Annotated in this window: 16 protein-coding genes; 10 read left to right on the top strand and 6 right to left on the bottom strand. The window is 38.3% G+C overall.

The window, feature by feature from the left end; translation table 11 throughout:
* The first annotated feature begins 49 nt into the window (after positions 1-49).
* Both dapD and ppnN read left to right on the top strand, forming a co-directional pair.
* Positions 50-895, top strand: a complete 846-nt coding sequence (gene dapD / locus HDEF_RS00875; RefSeq protein ID WP_012737890.1) for a 2,3,4,5-tetrahydropyridine-2,6-dicarboxylate N-succinyltransferase — start codon at positions 50-52, stop codon at positions 893-895.
* Complete coding sequence (gene ppnN / locus HDEF_RS00880; protein WP_044612427.1) at positions 892-2,274, top strand: nucleotide 5'-monophosphate nucleosidase PpnN; 1,383 nt, start codon at positions 892-894, stop codon at positions 2,272-2,274. The genes dapD and ppnN overlap by 4 nt, the downstream gene beginning before the upstream one ends.
* 324 nt (positions 2,275-2,598) lie before the next feature.
* Here ppnN and HDEF_RS00885 read toward each other — a convergent pair whose 3' ends face one another.
* A complete protein-coding gene (locus HDEF_RS00885) occupies positions 2,599-2,994 on the bottom strand; it encodes a hypothetical protein (RefSeq protein WP_044612223.1) in 396 nt (131 codons plus the stop codon).
* A gap of 172 nt (positions 2,995-3,166) precedes the next feature.
* On the opposite strand from HDEF_RS00885, the gene recJ reads away from it, so the two are divergent.
* Entirely contained in the window at positions 3,167-4,903 is a 1,737-nt protein-coding gene (recJ, locus tag HDEF_RS00890) for a single-stranded-DNA-specific exonuclease RecJ (protein ID WP_012737893.1), read from the top strand.
* A 72-nt stretch (positions 4,904-4,975) separates the two neighbouring features.
* On the opposite strand, the gene HDEF_RS00895 is transcribed toward recJ, so the two are convergent.
* From HDEF_RS00895 to glyA, 5 genes are all read right to left on the bottom strand, one after another.
* Positions 4,976-5,440 (bottom strand): DUF986 family protein, encoded by a 465-nt coding sequence (locus tag HDEF_RS00895; protein WP_012737894.1) that lies wholly within the window; start codon positions 5,438-5,440, stop codon positions 4,976-4,978.
* 86 nt (positions 5,441-5,526) lie between these two features.
* Positions 5,527-6,420 (bottom strand): PTS mannose transporter subunit IID, encoded by an 894-nt coding sequence (locus HDEF_RS00900; protein WP_012737895.1) that lies wholly within the window; start codon positions 6,418-6,420, stop codon positions 5,527-5,529.
* A 14-nt stretch (positions 6,421-6,434) separates the two neighbouring features.
* On the bottom strand, positions 6,435-7,238 hold the full coding sequence (locus HDEF_RS00905) for a PTS mannose/fructose/sorbose transporter subunit IIC (protein WP_012737896.1): 804 nt from the start codon (positions 7,236-7,238) through the stop codon (positions 6,435-6,437).
* 51 nt (positions 7,239-7,289) lie between these two features.
* On the bottom strand, positions 7,290-8,300 hold the full coding sequence (gene manX, locus HDEF_RS00910; protein ID WP_012737897.1) for a PTS mannose transporter subunit IIAB: 1,011 nt from the start codon (positions 8,298-8,300) through the stop codon (positions 7,290-7,292).
* 375 nt (positions 8,301-8,675) lie between these two features.
* On the bottom strand, positions 8,676-9,917 hold the full coding sequence (gene glyA, locus HDEF_RS00915) for a serine hydroxymethyltransferase (protein ID WP_012737898.1): 1,242 nt from the start codon (positions 9,915-9,917) through the stop codon (positions 8,676-8,678).
* A 633-nt stretch (positions 9,918-10,550) separates the two neighbouring features.
* Between glyA and tolQ the strand changes: the two genes are divergently transcribed.
* The 7 genes from tolQ (at position 10,551) to HDEF_RS00950 (ending at position 17,099) form a co-directional block, all read left to right on the top strand.
* Positions 10,551-11,270, top strand: coding sequence for a Tol-Pal system protein TolQ (gene tolQ, locus HDEF_RS00920; RefSeq protein ID WP_044612428.1), 720 nt, complete (start codon positions 10,551-10,553; stop codon positions 11,268-11,270).
* A gap of 34 nt (positions 11,271-11,304) precedes the next feature.
* Entirely contained in the window at positions 11,305-11,727 is a 423-nt protein-coding gene (gene tolR, locus HDEF_RS00925) for a colicin uptake protein TolR (RefSeq protein WP_012737902.1), read from the top strand.
* A gap of 43 nt (positions 11,728-11,770) precedes the next feature.
* Positions 11,771-12,718 carry a cell envelope integrity protein TolA gene (gene tolA / locus HDEF_RS00930; RefSeq protein WP_012737903.1) on the top strand — a complete coding sequence of 316 codons (948 nt, stop codon included), beginning with the start codon at positions 11,771-11,773 and terminating at the stop codon, positions 12,716-12,718.
* Positions 12,719-12,789: 71 nt separating this feature from the next.
* Complete coding sequence (tolB, locus tag HDEF_RS00935; RefSeq protein WP_012737904.1) at positions 12,790-14,079, top strand: Tol-Pal system beta propeller repeat protein TolB; 1,290 nt, start codon at positions 12,790-12,792, stop codon at positions 14,077-14,079.
* Positions 14,080-14,118: 39 nt separating this feature from the next.
* A complete protein-coding gene (gene pal / locus HDEF_RS00940) occupies positions 14,119-14,640 on the top strand; it encodes a peptidoglycan-associated lipoprotein Pal (protein WP_012737905.1) in 522 nt (173 codons plus the stop codon).
* 17 nt (positions 14,641-14,657) lie between these two features.
* Complete coding sequence (gene ybgF / locus HDEF_RS00945) at positions 14,658-15,431, top strand: tol-pal system protein YbgF (protein WP_012737906.1); 774 nt, start codon at positions 14,658-14,660, stop codon at positions 15,429-15,431.
* A gap of 528 nt (positions 15,432-15,959) precedes the next feature.
* Positions 15,960-17,099 (top strand): JmjC domain-containing protein, encoded by a 1,140-nt coding sequence (locus HDEF_RS00950; protein WP_012737907.1) that lies wholly within the window; start codon positions 15,960-15,962, stop codon positions 17,097-17,099.
* Positions 17,100-17,191: the final 92 nt, after the last annotated feature.

Here is a 17,191-nt window from a genome sequence, read left to right on the forward strand (position 1 = left end):
CTTTTTGAGATACATCAAAATCATTCACTTATATTGAGAAAATATGAACATGTCAGACGCACAAAAGATGATTGAGAATGCCTATGAAAATCGCGCCAGTATCACGGCAAAAAATGTAGCTCCCTCGCTGAGGAAGACCATTGATGAGATTATTGAGCAATTAGACAGGGGCGAACGAAGAGTTGCCGAAAAAATAAATGGGCATTGGGTAACACATGAATGGCTAAAAAAAACAATCCTGCTCTTTTTCTGTATTCATGATAACCAGATGATAAAAGGCTTGGAAACAGCGTATTACGATAAAATACCTTTGAAATTTTCTGATTATCAAAGCGACAGATTTTTACGTGAACGCTTACGTGTGGTTCCCCAGGCAACCGTACGAAAAGGCGCATTTATCGCGAAAAATACGGTTCTCATGCCCTCTTATGTTAACGTCGGCGCTTTTGTTGATGAGGGTACGATGATCGATACTTGGGCCACAGTGGGTTCTTGCGCCCAAATTGGTAAAAACGTTCACCTATCAGGCGGTGTGGGTATTGGAGGTGTTTTGGAACCTCTACAAACCAATCCGACTATTATCGAAGACAACTGTTTTATTGGTGCTCGTTCAGAAATCGTTGAAGGCGTGGTGGTGGAAGAAGGCGCTGTGATTTCTATGGGCGTGTTTATCAGCCAAAGTACCCGCATTTATGATCGTGAAACCCAAACGATGCATTATGGTCGTGTTCCTGCCGGTGCCGTCGTTGTTCCAGGCAGCCTCCCTGCTAAAGATGGAAGCCACAGCCTGTATGCTGCGATCATTGTGAAAAAAGTAGATGCCAAAACAAAAGAAAAAATCTCTATGAATGAATTGCTGCGTTACGATGAATGCCTACAAAAGGAATCATTTTGATAGTAAATATCAATCCACTGGGTTCTATGGATCTGTTGTCTCATCTAGAAGTGGACATGCTCAAACAAACACAAAATACCTATTTGTATGATCTTTTTCGTCATTGCGCGCTGGCTGTGCTCAGTTCAGGTAGCCAAACAGACGATAGCAAAGAATTGTTATCACGTTATGAAGATTTTCGGATCAATATATTGCGCCACGAACGCGGTATTGAACTGGAGCTGATCAATCCCCCTGCTGCAGCTCTTATTGATCAAAAAATAATGAAACTATTACAGGCGAATCTCTTTTCTGTATTACGCGATATTTTATTTTTACAGGGTAAAATGTCAGAAACCCCATTTCTTCAAGATGCAACGGCTTCTGTTTATTTAACAAATCAAGTTTTTTCTATACTCCGTCATGCGCGAGCGCTTCATACTCATCAAGAACCCAATCTTATCGTCTGTTGGGGTGGCCATTCTATTAACACACAAGAGTATTTATATGCTCATCAGGTTGGGCATCAGTTGGGTTTGAGAGAATTGAATATCTGCACAGGATGCGGGCCGGGTGTCATGGAAGCGCCAATGAAAGGCGCGGCGATTGGTCACGCTCAGCAACTATATAAAAAAGGGCGTTTTATTGGCATTACGGAACCTTCTATTATTGCCTCAGAGCCACCCAACCCCATGGTTAACGAGCTGATTATTATGCCAGATATAGAAAAACGCCTGGAGGCTTTTGTACGCATGGCCCACGGCATTATTATTTTCCCTGGTGGTGTCGGCACAGCAGAAGAATTTCTCTATCTTTTAAGCATTTTGATGGATGTTAAAAACAGGCATCAGATTTTACCGCTGATTCTCACCGGCCCAGAAGAAAGCGCGGAATATTTTAATGCACTTAATACGTTTGTTATCGAAACATTGGGCCCTCAAGCCTGTCGTTTTTATCAAATTATGATTGGTCAGGAGAAAGAAGTCGCACAAAAAATGAAAAAAATGATGAAAAAAGTCAAAGAAAATCGTTGCTACACAAAAGATGCCTATAGTTTCAACTGGTCGATTCATATTAACGAAAAACAACAGCATCCGTTTAATCCAACGCATCAAAATATGGCAGATCTCAATCTAAAATGCGACCAGGCGCCAGAGGCGCTCGCGGCTGCTTTACGTTGTGCTTTCTCAGGCATTGTGGCGGGTAATGTCAAAGAAAAAGCCATACAAGCTGTAAAAACTCAAGGGCCTTTTAAACTTAAAGGGGATCCAGACATGTTGCAACAATTGGCTCAATTATTAGAAAATTTTATTCATCAAGGACGAATGAAATTAACCGGAACGGCTTATCAACCCTGTTATGAAATTGACATCTCATCCACTTTTATCGATCAGCTGTGATTGCCCCTCATCCTTTTGGTCATCAAATCACTGATTGCGATCTGATCGAGTGATTTCATACTTGCCATCAGTTGGAAGATCGCTATCGCCAACTGACTGTATTGGGAAAACAATTTTTGCCTTTACCAAAGGTATTCAAACAACCCCATTTAGAAATGTCAGAACGCTGTTGATAAGCGTGAGAAAAGTGTGTATTCATATTATCTCTCCTAAAAACACACAAATTCCCCTAATACAACGCCGCTTTACCTCCAGACAAAGCAAACCTCATAAAAAATTGAAAATAAAGAGAGGAGGATTTTGAGGTTTATTCAATTAATCACCCTAATCAGCATCAGGACCAGGACCAGTATCAAGCATTCGGTGAGTGATCATATTCTTAAAAGCAGTTGAGTCACTTGGTTTTTTCGGCGTTTCTTCTACTTTTACTTTTTTTAGAGGGACACCTCTTTGAATCTGTTCTAAGAAATTTTCTTTTGGGTCGCTCTGCGACGGTGATACTGGTGGTCGTTTCTTTGTCCGTTCCATGTCCTCTGTCTTTAGCGATATCGGTGGCGGTGTCTCTGTCGATTTTTTTTGTCCCTCTTCTAGTGTAGTTTGAGACTTTCCTGTAGAATCTGTCGGCTTATGATTCTGCACCTGCAATTCCTCCAAAAAACGCTCTGGCTTACTACCCCAAAATGCCCCTAAATCAGTAAAATGATTTAATCGCCTCATCATCACTATTAACGATAAAAATCGTGGGTGATCAGTTTCAGAATTGTTTCTTTTACTGAATACACTTAACCTCTTGTTCAAATTTCATTTGAACGAAAAATAAAGTCTTCACCCGGTTTAAAACCCATTGAGGTTTACCTCCACTGAAAGATGCCTCTATAAAACGGAAATCATCGTGAATATCAAAAAACAATTACGCCGAAGGGAAATGCACCATCATCCGCTCTCAGAAACATACCCTCAATTGATTCGCCAGTTATATGCCAGTCGAGGGATAACAAAAGATCAACAACTGGCGCGAGGGACAAAAAGTTTATGCGATTGGCAAGCATTGGCAGGCATAGAAGACGCGATTCAGATTTTAAAAGAGGCCTTCTCATTGCAAAAGCGGATGATGATTGTGGGGGATTTTGATGTAGATGGCGCGACCAGTACAGCATTGGCGATGATGGCCCTGGAAGCAATGGGAGCCCAAAATGTGCATTTTTTGATACCCAATCGTTTTGAAGAAGGCTACGGATTGACTCCAAAGATAGTGGAACAGGTATCTCTTCGTGGCGCAGATCTGATCATCACCGTAGATAATGGCATTTCTTCACATGAAGGTGTCGATTTGGCACATCACAAAGGCATGCAGGTACTGATCACAGATCATCATCTTCCGACTGAGCGCTTGCCTAATGCGGATGCCATTATTAATCCCAATCAACTTAATTGTCCTTTTCCTTCTAAATCTCTAGCGGGGGTCGGGGTCACTTTTTATCTGATGCTTGGATTAAGAGCGCATTTGAGAAAAGAGGGATGGTTTCATAAAAAAAATATCCAGGAGCCGAATTTGGCGGAATTTTTGGATTTGGTGGCTTTAGGCACAGTGGCAGATGTCGTCCCACTTGATACAAATAACCGTATTTTGGTGCATCAGGGCTTAAATCGTATCCGTGCGGGCAAAAGTCGCCCTGGTATTGTCGCCTTACTCGAAGTGGCTTCTCGAAGCGAGCACAGATTAACGGCCGCTGACCTTGGCTTTGCTCTTGCTCCTCGCTTAAATGCGGCAGGTCGCTTGGACAATATGTCGACAGGCGTTTCTCTGTTACTGACGCAAGATCTGTCTGAAGCCAGAGAGTTGGCCAGAGATCTCGATGCTTTAAATAAAGTAAGACGAGAGATTGAACAAAGCATGAAAAAAGAGGCATTGGATTTATGTCATCAAATTGAATGTCATGATCAGCCGCTACCAAAGGGTCTTGCGCTTTATCACCCTAAATGGCATCAAGGTGTGGTTGGCATTTTAGCGTCACGTATCAAAGATCGTTTTTATCGGCCAGTCATTGCTTTTGCACCAACCGACGGCGGACAGCTCAAAGGGTCTGGGCGTTCTGTGACGAGCGTACATATGCGAGATCTCCTGGAACAGATTGACCGAGCCTACCCTGGGCTGATACTTAAATTTGGCGGGCATGCTATGGCTGCTGGTTTATTGATTGAGCAGAATAAATTTGATCTCTTTCGTCAATGTTTTGCCGAACGAGTGACGGCTTCTTTAAAGGACCTGGAGCTTGAAAATAGTATTTGGTCCGATGGTGAGCTCTCTCCTGATAAGATTTCTTTAGAAACAGCGCAATTACTTCGTGATGCAGGGCCTTGGGGGCAAGGATTTCCAGAACCCGTTTTTGATGGAAAATTTCGCATTTTAAAACAACGTCTACTTTGTGGTTGTCATCTTAAATTACAAGTTGAACCGATTGAAGGTGGTATTCCTTTAGATGCGATTGCTTTTAATGTTGATTCAAAATCGTGGCCGTATCCCCTGTTCAAAAAAGTGACTTTGGCCTATAAGCTGGATATCAATGTATTTCGTCAGCAGCCACAACTGCAACTCATGATCCAGGGTATTTGGGAAGACAACGGATAGTGAAACCCTTATTTCATCAGTTAATATAAAACGTCTTGATTTCTCTTCAAAATGATCGACTTTTTAAACATCTCAAAATGTGGTCTTTTCAAGAAAGACATGAACCATTTTTTTTAAATCTTCGAAATACACCACTTTAATAAATATTGATCGTTTTTTTAAATGAATGGCTAAAATTCCGTCTTCAGATAATTTTATCTTTTTTATATTTTTATAATTAATAAGAATATTACAATAAAAAAATCCGTCTTTTTTAAAAATTAATTTTGGATATCGAATATAAAATATATAAATTATTAACAATAATAAACCGAATAGTAAATATATCGTTAAGGGCGATGATAAATTTATCATATTGTTATATATAAAAATTATTGTTAATCCTATCAAAATAGTGGCATCAACTTTATTTTTACGTTCTAAATTAACCTTAAGAATGGTTTTTCCTTTGATGAAATTTAAAATAAATTCATTATAAACGGCATAAATTAAAAAGGAGATGATGAAAATAATTAAAGTATGATCGACATTTGACATAAAGTGAGTTCCTAAAATCTCTTAATTTTTGCCTGTTTTTTATTATTCAAGATCCAGGTTCAGAAATTAAAACAGGCATTCAAAAATTAAGGAGCAAGAAAGCCGAGCCAATAACCAAAGATGCCGATGGCAAAGAAACCTAGAATAATCCATAGGGCATTAACATTTCGCCGTAACATCCACATACATGCAAAGGTCAATAGTAATGGCACTAAACCAGGCATCAGTTGATCAAAAATAGTTTGTAACGTCGTGACAGTGGTATGACCTGTTTGATCTGTGATTGTAGAGACAACGACAGGGATATTAATATGTGTCCATTTATTCACTAGGGCACCCATCACAAATAACCCAAGAATAGAAGCGCCTTCTGTTAATTTTTGCAAGACCCCTCCCTTCATGTCACTCACCATACTCATGCCTTTTGAGTAACCATAAGCTATGCCGTAATAGAGAGATAATAAACGCACAAGGTTAAATAATATAAAAAACAATAAAGGTCCCAGTAGGCTTCCACTCATGGCAATCCCTGCTCCAAGAGCAGCAAAAACAGGACGTACCGTTCCCCAAAAAATCGGATCACCCACGCCGGCAAGAGGACCCATTAAACCGACTTTAATTCCGTTAATGGCTGCATCATCAATGGGTGCACCATTGGCTCGTTTTTCTTCCATTGCCATCGTGACACCTATGACAGGCGCCATAACGTAAGGATGAGTATTAAAAAATTCTAAATGGCGTTTGATTGCTTGTTGACGTTCAGCATTATTTTCTGGATACAAACGGCGGATCGCAGGGATCATCGAAAAACAAAATCCTAATGCCTGCATACGTTCAAAATTCCAGGAACCTTGAAAAAGATTAGAACGGATAAATGCCGAACGCATATCACCTGCCGTTAATTTTTTTTTACTGGATGCCACATTTTCATCTGCGATTGTTTGGGTTTCTTTTTGAGATGTTTCAGTCGTATCAATCATAATTTTTCTCTGAATTAATCTAATTCGTTATCAAGATCATTATAAAGTTTGTTTGCATCAGATGGCTCAGACGCTGATTTATGATATTTCGGATTTAATTGGATATACAAAATCGCCATGACTATTCCGATGACACCCAAAGCGACAAGGTTGAACTGAATGAATGCGGCAGTGACAAATCCTAAATAAAAAAATGGCATCAGGTATCGAGCTCCCATCATATTGATGACCATGGCATAGCCGACTACCACGATAATACCTCCTGCAATATTTAATCCTCCTGTGACTACTTCAGGAATAGAACTCAGTAAGGCTCGTACTTCGCTGGTTCCAACTGATAAAGCAACAACCAGGACAGGCACAGCAACACGCATCGCTTGCAAAAATAAAGCGGAAATGTGCAAGAAGCTGATGCCTCTGAGATTGCCTTGCTCCGCAGCTCTGTCAGCAGCATGTTGAAAAGCAACAGTGATGCTACGAACAATGATCGTTAAAACCTGCCCTGCCGCTGCCAGAGGTATTGCTAACGCAATCCCTGCGCCGATACTTTGTCCTCCCGCTATTACTAAAATACTGGAAATAATAGAAGCCAAAGCCGTATCGGGAGCCATCGCAGCACCAATATTCATCCAGCCTAGGGCAATCATTTCAAGGGTCCCCCCTATGATGATCCCTGTTTTGAGATCCCCCAAAACCAAGCCAATCAAAGTACAGGCAACCAATGGACGATGAAATTGAAATTCATCTAAAACAGAGTCCATGCCAGCAATGCATGCAATAAAAAATATGAGTAAAATTTGAAGAGTCGTTATCTCCATTGAACTTTTCCTGCTGTTAATAAAAAGTTGAAACACAACAAAAAAATTAATTTATTCTGAATAAATTAATTTTTTATTTTTTATCTTACTGATTAAATCCATGATATTAGAGGAGATATCTGAAGGAACTTGACGAACATCCAGTTTTATTCCTAGTTGAGATAATGTCGTAAATGCATCAATATCTTTCTCGAAAACCGAGATAGCATTGTTTATTTTGATTTTACCTTGAGTATAAGCCATACCCCCTACATTCACTGACGAAATCTTCACTCCCCCTTCAATCAACCGTAGTACATCAGAAGGATGAGTAAATAGCAGCATGACTCGATCATTTGCATATTTAGGATTGTGATAAACACGAATCGCCTTGTTAATATTGATAACATGACCACTGACGCCAGGCGGCGCAACCTGTTTTAATAAACTGATTCGCATTTGATCTGCTGCGACTTCATCACTGACCACGATAATGCGATTTACATTGGTTTCTTTGGTCCATCGAGTGGCTACTTGCCCATGAATTAAACGATCATCAATACGAACTAATTGAATCTTCATGTGGCCCTGATTCTGTGGATCATTTACAGATGCTAAATTGAAGCGTTCAGATTCGGGATGAATATTCAAAGAAGGGAGATTCGATTTTTTCAGAGCAGGTTCGTTACTCATTTTAGACGCTTTGATTCCAGCACTCCCTGTTTCCAATGCGATAGAAACTAATTGAGATAAAGAAATGTCATCATCTCGCGCCATCAAAACTTCAATCAGCATCGGCACGTTAACACCAGAAATCGCTTCATAATTTTCTTTATCAGCAATTATTCTATTTGCTGCATTAAAAGGGCTTCCACCCCAAGTATCCAATAAAAACAACACCCCATCCTGGGCCTGCAAAGTTGCTAATATTTCATGATATTTATGTACTAATGTTTCCGTGTTTTCCCCTGGCAAAAAGTCAACATAAGCCACGTTTTTTTGTTGACCTATCAGCATTTCTGCTGTTTCTAAAAGGTATTTTGCACAATTTCCATGTGTGCCAATGATAATAGCAATATTCACTTGCTGACTCCCCAATATTACATTTAATAAAAATAGACGTGTTTGAATTTAAAAATGTACCTGACACATTTTCCCTGTCTATACAATCTGAAACGTCTGTTGTTCTACTTATCTCACACCTGAGACGGTATCGTTTTGCATATCACTCGAATAATTCGCTTGATAAATGGCTTTATAGTAAGAAGATTTTTTTTTAATATTATACTTTGATTAACCAGAATTAAAACTAATATTCACCTAAGAAAAGATGTGAGCAGAAAATGACCGTATTCATTGAAGGGTAGGCTAATTGAAACTTGTTTTTAATATCAATAAAAAAGAAATATTGTTTTATGTTGATGAATCAATATTTCTTTAATAAAATTTTTAAAAAAATCAATAAACAGGAAAGCGCGCGCAAATAGACAGCACTTTTTCCTTAACATTATGTATCAATTTTTCATCTTGAGTATGATCTAATAAATCACATATCCAAGCTGATACTTCACGTGCTTCTTCCTCTTTAAACCCTCGTTTTGTAATTGCTGGAGTCCCAATCCGTATACCCGATGTGATAAAAGGACTTTTGGGATCATTGGGCACCGTATTTTTATTCACTGTAATGTTAGCACGGCCCAGCAATTCATCTACCTCCTTTCCAGTTAAGCCTTTATCTACTAAATTCAGTAAAAATAAGTGATTTTCTGTTCCACCTGAAACAATTTCATAACCCCGCTTTAAAAATATGTCGACCATCGCTTTGGCATTTTTTACCACTTGCTGCTGATAAATTTTAAATTGAGGTTCCAAGGCTTCTTTGAATGCTACGGCTTTTGCTGCAATCACGTGCATTAATGGCCCCCCTTGAATTCCTGGGAAAATCGCCGAATTGAGTTTTTTATATAATGATTCATTGCCCCCTTTTGCAAGAATTAAACCACCCCGAGGGCCAGCCAAGGTTTTGTGAGTGGTGGTAGTGACCACATGCGCATGAGGCAGCGGCGTTGGGTAAACGCCCGTTGCCACTAAACCTGCTACATGAGCCATATCAACCAATAAATAAGCCCCGACGCTATCTGCAATAGTGCGCATTTTTCTCCAATCAACGATACCTGAATAAGCAGAAAATCCTCCAATAATCATTTTGGGTTTGTGATGTGTTGCCAATTTTTCTAAAGTGCTATAGTCAATTTTTCCTTTTTGATCAACACCATAAGGAATAATATTATACAGCTTTCCTGAAAAATTGGCTGCAGATCCATGTGTTAAATGGCCGCCATGATTTAAATCCATCCCTAATACCGTATCGCCAGGATTGAGTAATGCCATATAAACAGCAGTATTCGCTTGTGAGCCTGAATGCGGTTGCACATTTGCGTAATCAGCATCAAATAATTTTTTTGCTCGTTCTATTGCGAGTTCTTCAACGATATCAACATTTTCACATCCACCGTAATAGCGTTTTCTCGGATATCCCTCCGCATATTTATTAGTCAGCTGTGAACCTTGAGCCTCCATCACAAGATGACTTGTGTAGTTTTCAGACGCGATTAATTCAATGTGTTCTTCTTGACGTATTATTTCCTGCTTCATGGCGCGCCATAGATCAGCATCATACTCTGCAATATTTTTTGACATGAAAATCTCCTAATGATTTGGTTTTTAGTATGGCCACGTCAAACCCGACATACCTGTCCTGGAGCAAACGGGTTTAAAGTTTACATCAGATTTTTCATGTTCTACAAGAAGGCGGCGATATGATTTGGGTTGTTCCGGCTTGTGGCAACGTTTTCTGAATGTTTTGCCTGGTAAGATCCCTTATGGGTTTACGATTCAAGTAGGTTTATTTGTTTGTAAATGATAAAAAATCTTGATTTTTGTATTACTTTATGTGATTTAGCAGAAACTTTTTTAAGTTTTAAAGTAATAACTTTTATTGCATTTATTTTTATTCCAATTATCTTGCTCTCACTATTTGTGTGTTGTCGTAAAACCTTTTGTTATACTGACTAAAACGCTATTAATGGCACTGAAAATTTATATTTTCAAAAAATATATGTTTTCTCGCTTTTATACCTGGAACACTTATTTGGCGTCTTTTTTTTTTGCTATTATCAGGATTTTTGGCTTTAGCCGTTAAATCGAAGTGATACTTGGTCTGAGTTTCACTCATAAGACCGGTCTAAAAAAGTAGATGTATATAAAATAAGCAGAATCATAAAGATTTACTTTAATGAAATATTGACTGTAATGATAGTCGTGGAGTTTTTTGTGGCTGAAATGAGTATTTTAGATTTGTTTTTGAAGGCAAGTTTTTTGGTTAAAGGTATTATCTCAATATTAATCTGTTTTTCTATTTTTTCATGGGCAATTATTCTTAAAAAAACAAGCATTTTAAGATCAGCTACAAAGGCAGCCAATGCTTTTGAAAACAGATTCTGGTCTGGTATTGAGCTGTCGCGTTTGTACCAACAAAGTGATGATCGACGCGATAAGCTTTCCGGTTCAGAGCAAATCTTTTATTCTGGGTTTAAAGAATTTGTGCGTTTGCATCGTGCACATCATCATGTTTGTGAATCCGCTGTTAAAGGGGCAGCCCGAGCCATGCGTATTTCGATGAATCGTGAGCTGGAAGCTTTAGAAACGCATGTTCCATTTCTTGGTACCATCGGATCTATTAGTCCATATATCGGTCTTTTTGGTACAGTTTGGGGCATTATGCATTCTTTCATAGCATTAGGTGCCGCAAAACAAGCGACCTTACAAATGGTAGCGCCTGGGATTGCAGAAGCTTTAATTGCCACCGCGATTGGCTTATTTTCTGCTATCCCAGCCGTTATGGCTTATAATCGTTTTAATCAAAATATTAATAAAATTGAGCAAAATTACGATAACTTTGTAGAGGAATTTATTGCTATTTTGCATCGTGAGGTTGTGACTTCTGAGACGGATAAAAACTCTATAATAAATACAAAAGCGGTCCAACAATAAACACCTGGATCACTTTGATAGAAAAGGTTATTTAATGCGAATACGTGGTCGTCATCGTCGTGAGCTGAAGCCCGAAATTAATATGGTTCCATTGCTCGATGTATTATTGGTACTTTTGCTTATTTTTATGGCAACGGCGCCTATTATTACTCAAAGTGTTGAAGTCAACCTACCTGAAACAAGCCACTCTAAAATGGTAGATGGAAATCATTCCCCTGTGATTATTGAAGTGTCTGGGACAGGTCAATACGCTATGATTATTGATCATAAAAGAATGGAAGCACTCTCAGAGCAACAATTAATCTCTGAAGCAAAAATGCAGCTGAAAAACAATTCAAAAGCGATTTTTTTGATAGGGGGAGCTAAAGAAGTCGCTTACGATGAAATCATGAAAGTGCTCAATATGTTACATCAGACCGGCGTCACTTCTGTCGGTCTGATGACACAGACGATATAAATTTTAAATTCATTCAATCTGATGATTTATTTGGAAGATAACTTTGGAAAAGTTTACTAAAGAGAATAAATTAAATTATGCTCTTATTCTTTCGGGCTTTTTGCATTTGATCTTCATCATTTTCATTATTGTCAATTCCTCCAGGTTCAAACTGAATAAAGGAAGTCAGGGTGATAAAGATAACGTCATAGATGCGATTATAGTAGACTCATCTGCAATGACAGAAAAATACCAACCTCAGAAAAATCAAGGAGCAGAATCAAAACTGGTGTTAGAAAGGCAAAAAAAAGAAGCACAACAGCAAGCGGAAGTATTATTGAAAAAACAGAATGAAGAACAACAGCGTTTAAAAATTTTAGAAGAGGAACGTTTGCAAGCACAAGAAAATGAAAAACAGGAAATTATAAAAAGAAAGCGCCAGATGGAAGAACAGCATCAACGTTTAGTCGATCAACAAAAACAGATCGACTCTGCGATTAAAAAAGCACAAGAAGAGCAAGAACAAGTTAAATTGGCCGCCGCCAAAGCAAAAATAGAGGCCAGGCGAATCAGGTCTGAAATAGAAAAAAAAGCGCAGGCTGAACAAAAAAGAAAAAAAGCAGTGGCAGCAGCCAAAAAAAAGTCTGAAAACACAACAAAAAATGTTGATCAATTATTTGATGCTTTGGCATCGCCTCAAAATACGCCTAAAATCCAGACGACTGAAAGAGGAAAAAAGGGATCGGATACTGAAATAAAAAGTTATTTAAATCAAATTATACAAGCGATTCAAAGTAAATTCTATGATGCCAGTCTTTACAAGGGCAAAACGTGTCATTTACGTATTAAATTAGCCCCTGATGGAAAATTAATCAGTATTAGAGAGGAAAGCGGAGATACTGATCTTTGTCAAGCGGCGGTAGCAGCAGCAAAGCAAGCACATATTCCTAAGCCACCCAACAAAGATGTTTATCAAGTATTTAAAAACGCTTCTCTGGTTTTTACACCATAATCATCTATAAAAATCTCGTTTTTACTTTCTATAAAGTTGTTGGAATGATTTGATAGAATAAAGGAAATAAAATGAAGCCTGTATTTAAAATGCTACTCAGTCTGTTGATATTATGGACTTCTTTATTACATGCACAAGTACGTATTCAAATCACTCAAGGGGTTGATTCAGCCCGACCTATTGCTGTTGTACCATTTAAGTGGCTAGGCACTGTTGAGCCGCCAGAAAAAATAGCGGACATTATTAGTTCAGATTTACGAAATAGCGGCAAATTTAATCCGATTGATCCTTCTCGAATGCCAGAGAAACCTTTTACTGCCTCCGAATTGATCACGTCTTCTTGGTATGGTTTAGGTGTGGATGCTGTTGTAGTCGGTCAAATTCAAGCTGGGGCTGATAATCACTATTTAATTTCTTACCAGCTGGTAGAGCTTTCATCAGGGACAGTGCTAACACAAAATCAATATAAAGTGACTCAACAATGGTTACGTTATGCGGCGCATAGTGCCAGCGATGAAATTTTTCAAAAATTAACAGGCATTAAAGGAGCTTTCTCTACTAGAATTGCTTATGTTGTACAAAAAAACACTCGGCAGCTCCCATATGAACTAAAAATTTCTGATTATGACGGTTATAATCCATTTGTTGTATATCGTTCATCTCAACCATTGATGTCCCCTGCTTGGTCTCCTGATGGTCAAAAATTGGCTTACGTGAATTTTGAAAGTGGCAGATCAGCTTTAGTCATACAAAATTTAGCTAGTGGTAGTATTCAAAAAATAGCGAATTTTCAAGGTCATAATGGTGCCCCGGCATTTTCTCCAGATGGGGCTAAATTGGCTTTTGCTTTATCTAAAACTGGGAGCCTTAATATTTATATGATGGATCTTGCTTCTGGAAACATCACTCAAATCACGGATAGTCGCAGCAATAATACAGAGCCTAGTTGGTTTCCGGATAGTCGGTACTTAGCTTATACCTCTGATCAAGCAGGTCGGCCTCAAGTTTATAAAATTGATATCAGCGGTCATGGTGTACCACAACGAATCACCTGGAATGCAAAGCAGAATCAAAATTCAGCTGTCAGCCCAGACGGGACATTTTTAATTTTGGTGAATTCAAAAGATGGGCAACAGCATATTGCCAAACAGGATTTAAAAACCGGTGATGTTCAAATATTAACAGACACATTGTTAGACGAAACGCCCAGCATCGCGCCTAATACGACAATGGTAATCTATAGTTCTACTCAGAACGCGAATTCAGTACTACAGCTAGTTTCAACAGATGGGCGCTTTAAAGCCCTATTACCAGAAGTGGACGGACAGGTAAAATTTCCAGCATGGTCGCCTTATTTGTGATACAACCTCCCTCTCTCTTAACTAAAAAGGTTTAAAATGATGAAATTCAATCATAAAATACTCAAACGCCTCACTTTGGCTCTATTTATTTTTTCTGTAATGGCTTGTACCTCTCATAAAAATACAAATCATTCTGAAATGGGAGCTGAAACAACGGATATTAGCACGGATATGAATGGTAATTCAGGTGTGTCTTCTGCTGATGAACGGGCTCGAGCACAAATAGAAGGATTGCAAAAAACCAGTGTGGTGTATTTTGATTTTGATAAATACAACATTAAGCCCAATTTTGCTGAGATACTTAATGCCCATGCTGATTTCTTACTTAATAATCCCTCTTTTAAAGTCGATATAGAGGGACATACAGATCAAAGTGGTACATCAGAATACAATATGGCTTTAGGGGAACGTCGGGCTAACGCTGTAAAGATGTACCTCCAAGGTAAAGGTGTTTCTGCTCAACAGATGTCAATTGTATCTTATGGTAAAGAAAAGCCAGTTTATCGGGGTAATAACAAAGAAGATTATTCTCAAAATCGTAGAGCTGTGTTGATTTATTAATAAAGTGAGCAAATGAAATGAACAGTAACTTCAAACAGCGATACAGTTTGTCGTTACTGATTGGCGCATTAACAATTCCATCCACCACGATGGCTAAAGCGCCCGTCAGTCAACTAAACTCAGAATCTCTGGAATATCGTATTACGCAGCTTGAGCGTATTTCTGGCGGTCGTGGTCAGTTACTAACAGAATATGAACAAAAAATTGCCGATTTACAGGAGGATGTAAATGATTTACGGGGGCAGATTCAAAAAAATCAGTATGAGATTGAGCAAATAAAAAAGAAACAAAGCAATCAACAGAGCGATATGTCTTTTAAAAATGATAAAACCGAGATACAAGCCATAACTCTAAAAAATACAGATAATAAAAACAGAGCAACAAAAGTAGCCACCCCAGAAAGTAAAAATAATGAAAAAAAGGATTATGATGCGGCACTTTTTTTTATTTTTGAAAAAAAAGATGATGATCAAGCGATCATCAAGTTACAACATTTTGTAGAGGAGTATTCGGAATCCATCTATCGACCTAACGCATATTATTGGCTAGGGCAGCTTTTTTATAATAAAGGAATGAAAAATAAAGCCTCTTATTATTATGCCGTGCTTGTTAAAAAATATCATAAATCGCCTAAAAGGCCAGATGCCATGTTAAAAGTGGGTATGATCATGCAGGAAACAGGTAAAACTGATAAAGCAAAGCAAATTTATCAAAGAGTCATTGAGGAATATCCTCTAAGTGCTGCTAAAAAAGAAGCTCAGAAAAAACTGAATGCGGCTAAAAAAAAATAAGTATTCCCCATTTTCACCTTCCTGAGTCACTTACCGTTATGCCTTTTTGTGTCTGTCAGCTTAGCTTCAATCTACTGCAAATAAATTTTTCACTTAAACTTTTTCTATTTTAGTTAATTAACTAGCTAACTGTTGTTAACACTGGCATATTTATGCCCGATAAATTAACTAGCTTTTTGTATAGATGCAATTTTTTACAATAGTATGTATATAACTGGTATATATTTTATATATACTTATTCGATTAATGGATTAATCTAAGCATTCATCTACACTTTTTGACCACAAAAATAATAAAGCTGTAAAAGAAAACCTCATTTTTGCTCATCAAAGAGTGCTATGTTTTGGACTGGAAATTGTGGCCTCGTGTGATGAGAAAAACGTCTAAAGTCTATGCTACACCCCATCAATCTCAGGTTAAAATTACCGACGAAACGTTCATGAACATCTCCAACAGTGGCTTCATCCTTATATTGTTGATTTTTATTAATTTTGCCTAGCTATAAATAGGGGGGGAAGGCAAGTAAGATGTATCTGATGATAAACTGGCAGGATTTTTTACAACATTACTGGCAAAAGCATCCTATGTTGTTAAAGCAAGCTGTTGTTAATTTTATTAACCCAGTTTCACCTGATGAGCTGGCTAAACTGGTGATAGAAAAAGCACTTGAGAGCCAGCTCATTAAAAAGGTTAATGGAAAATGTCAAGTAGTGCATAATGTTTTCAATGGATATAAATCGTTAGGTCGGCATAACTGGTCACTAAAGGTTCAGGCAATTAATCATTGGCATAGACCTGCTGAAGAATTCATGTATTTGTTTCGTACTTTTCCCGATTGGTACAGAGAAGATTTAACGGTGTCTTTTTCAGTACCCGGGGGTGGGCTAGGCCTATATGCTAAAACATCTGACGTATTTATTATTCAAGGTATAGGGCGCAGCCGATGGCGTATATGGAATCCATTATCATCGGTTGTCCACTACGATCAAAAGAATTTTTTCCCATCGATTATTAACGAAGAGCTGGTCTCTGGTGACGCTTTGTATATCCCCAAGGGCTTTCCCCATGAAGCAATTTCGTCAGAAACTGCCTTGAGCTACTGCATTAATTTGTGGACAGACAACAGCCTTCGTATGATAAGGAACTGGACTGAGTCTCTTTCAGACAAAAATCATAGAGGCATTGAGTATTCCCCCTCTCCTGATTTGCTTATGCGTGACGACCCTACAGAAATTCTGCCTCAAGATATTACCGCCATTCAAAACATAATGAACCAATTTTTACTACAGCAGCGAGATGATCTCGAAACCTGGTTTGGTCAGCAGATGTCTCAATCATCTTACGATTTACCTATGGCTCCCGCGGCTCAGGTTTATCAACCATCACAAGTTCAATCAATATTGCAGCAGGATATTTCATTATGCCGCTTAATGGGTCTACGCATGTTACACATCGGCGATCGTTATTTTCTCAACGGTGAATCACTTGCATCGAATTATGCTGACGCATGGAATATCATGGCGCATAACACGACGATTAATGGATATATGCTTAGAAAATTCATAGATGATAACGATTTTATGACACAGTTAACCTTGCTTATCAATAAAGGGTATTGGTATTTTCAGGGTATCAGCATGAAAAATTTTTTTGACATAAACGTTTGAAAAGAATTTTTTATTTTTCATAGGATATGTCCCAGCTACCTCCTCGAATTAAACGAATGTGATTTATCTAAACAATACCTAACCATTGGTGG

This window comes from Candidatus Hamiltonella defensa 5AT (Acyrthosiphon pisum) (assembly GCF_000021705.1).
Lineage (GTDB): Bacteria > Pseudomonadota > Gammaproteobacteria > Enterobacterales > Enterobacteriaceae > Hamiltonella > Hamiltonella defendens.

What these genes read in the sequence shown, in the direction of transcription:
- HDEF_RS00885 (WP_044612223.1), bottom strand. Translation starts at nt 2,994, where the DNA reads ATGATGAGGCGATTAAATCATTTTACTGATTTAGGGGCATTTTGGGGT.
- HDEF_RS00900 (WP_012737895.1), bottom strand. Translation starts at nt 6,420, where the DNA reads ATGATTGATACGACTGAAACATCTCAAAAAGAAACCCAAACAATCGCA.
- HDEF_RS00905 (WP_012737896.1), bottom strand. Translation starts at nt 7,238, where the DNA reads ATGGAGATAACGACTCTTCAAATTTTACTCATATTTTTTATTGCATGC.
- glyA (WP_012737898.1), bottom strand. Translation starts at nt 9,917, where the DNA reads ATGTCAAAAAATATTGCAGAGTATGATGCTGATCTATGGCGCGCCATG.
- pal (WP_012737905.1), top strand. Translation starts at nt 14,119, where the DNA reads ATGAAATTCAATCATAAAATACTCAAACGCCTCACTTTGGCTCTATTT.
- tolR (WP_012737902.1), top strand. Translation starts at nt 11,305, where the DNA reads ATGCGAATACGTGGTCGTCATCGTCGTGAGCTGAAGCCCGAAATTAAT.
- HDEF_RS00895 (WP_012737894.1), bottom strand. Translation starts at nt 5,440, where the DNA reads ATGTCAAATGTCGATCATACTTTAATTATTTTCATCATCTCCTTTTTA.
- tolB (WP_012737904.1), top strand. Translation starts at nt 12,790, where the DNA reads ATGAAGCCTGTATTTAAAATGCTACTCAGTCTGTTGATATTATGGACT.
- HDEF_RS00950 (WP_012737907.1), top strand. Translation starts at nt 15,960, where the DNA reads ATGTATCTGATGATAAACTGGCAGGATTTTTTACAACATTACTGGCAA.
- dapD (WP_012737890.1), top strand. Translation starts at nt 50, where the DNA reads ATGTCAGACGCACAAAAGATGATTGAGAATGCCTATGAAAATCGCGCC.
- ybgF (WP_012737906.1), top strand. Translation starts at nt 14,658, where the DNA reads ATGAACAGTAACTTCAAACAGCGATACAGTTTGTCGTTACTGATTGGC.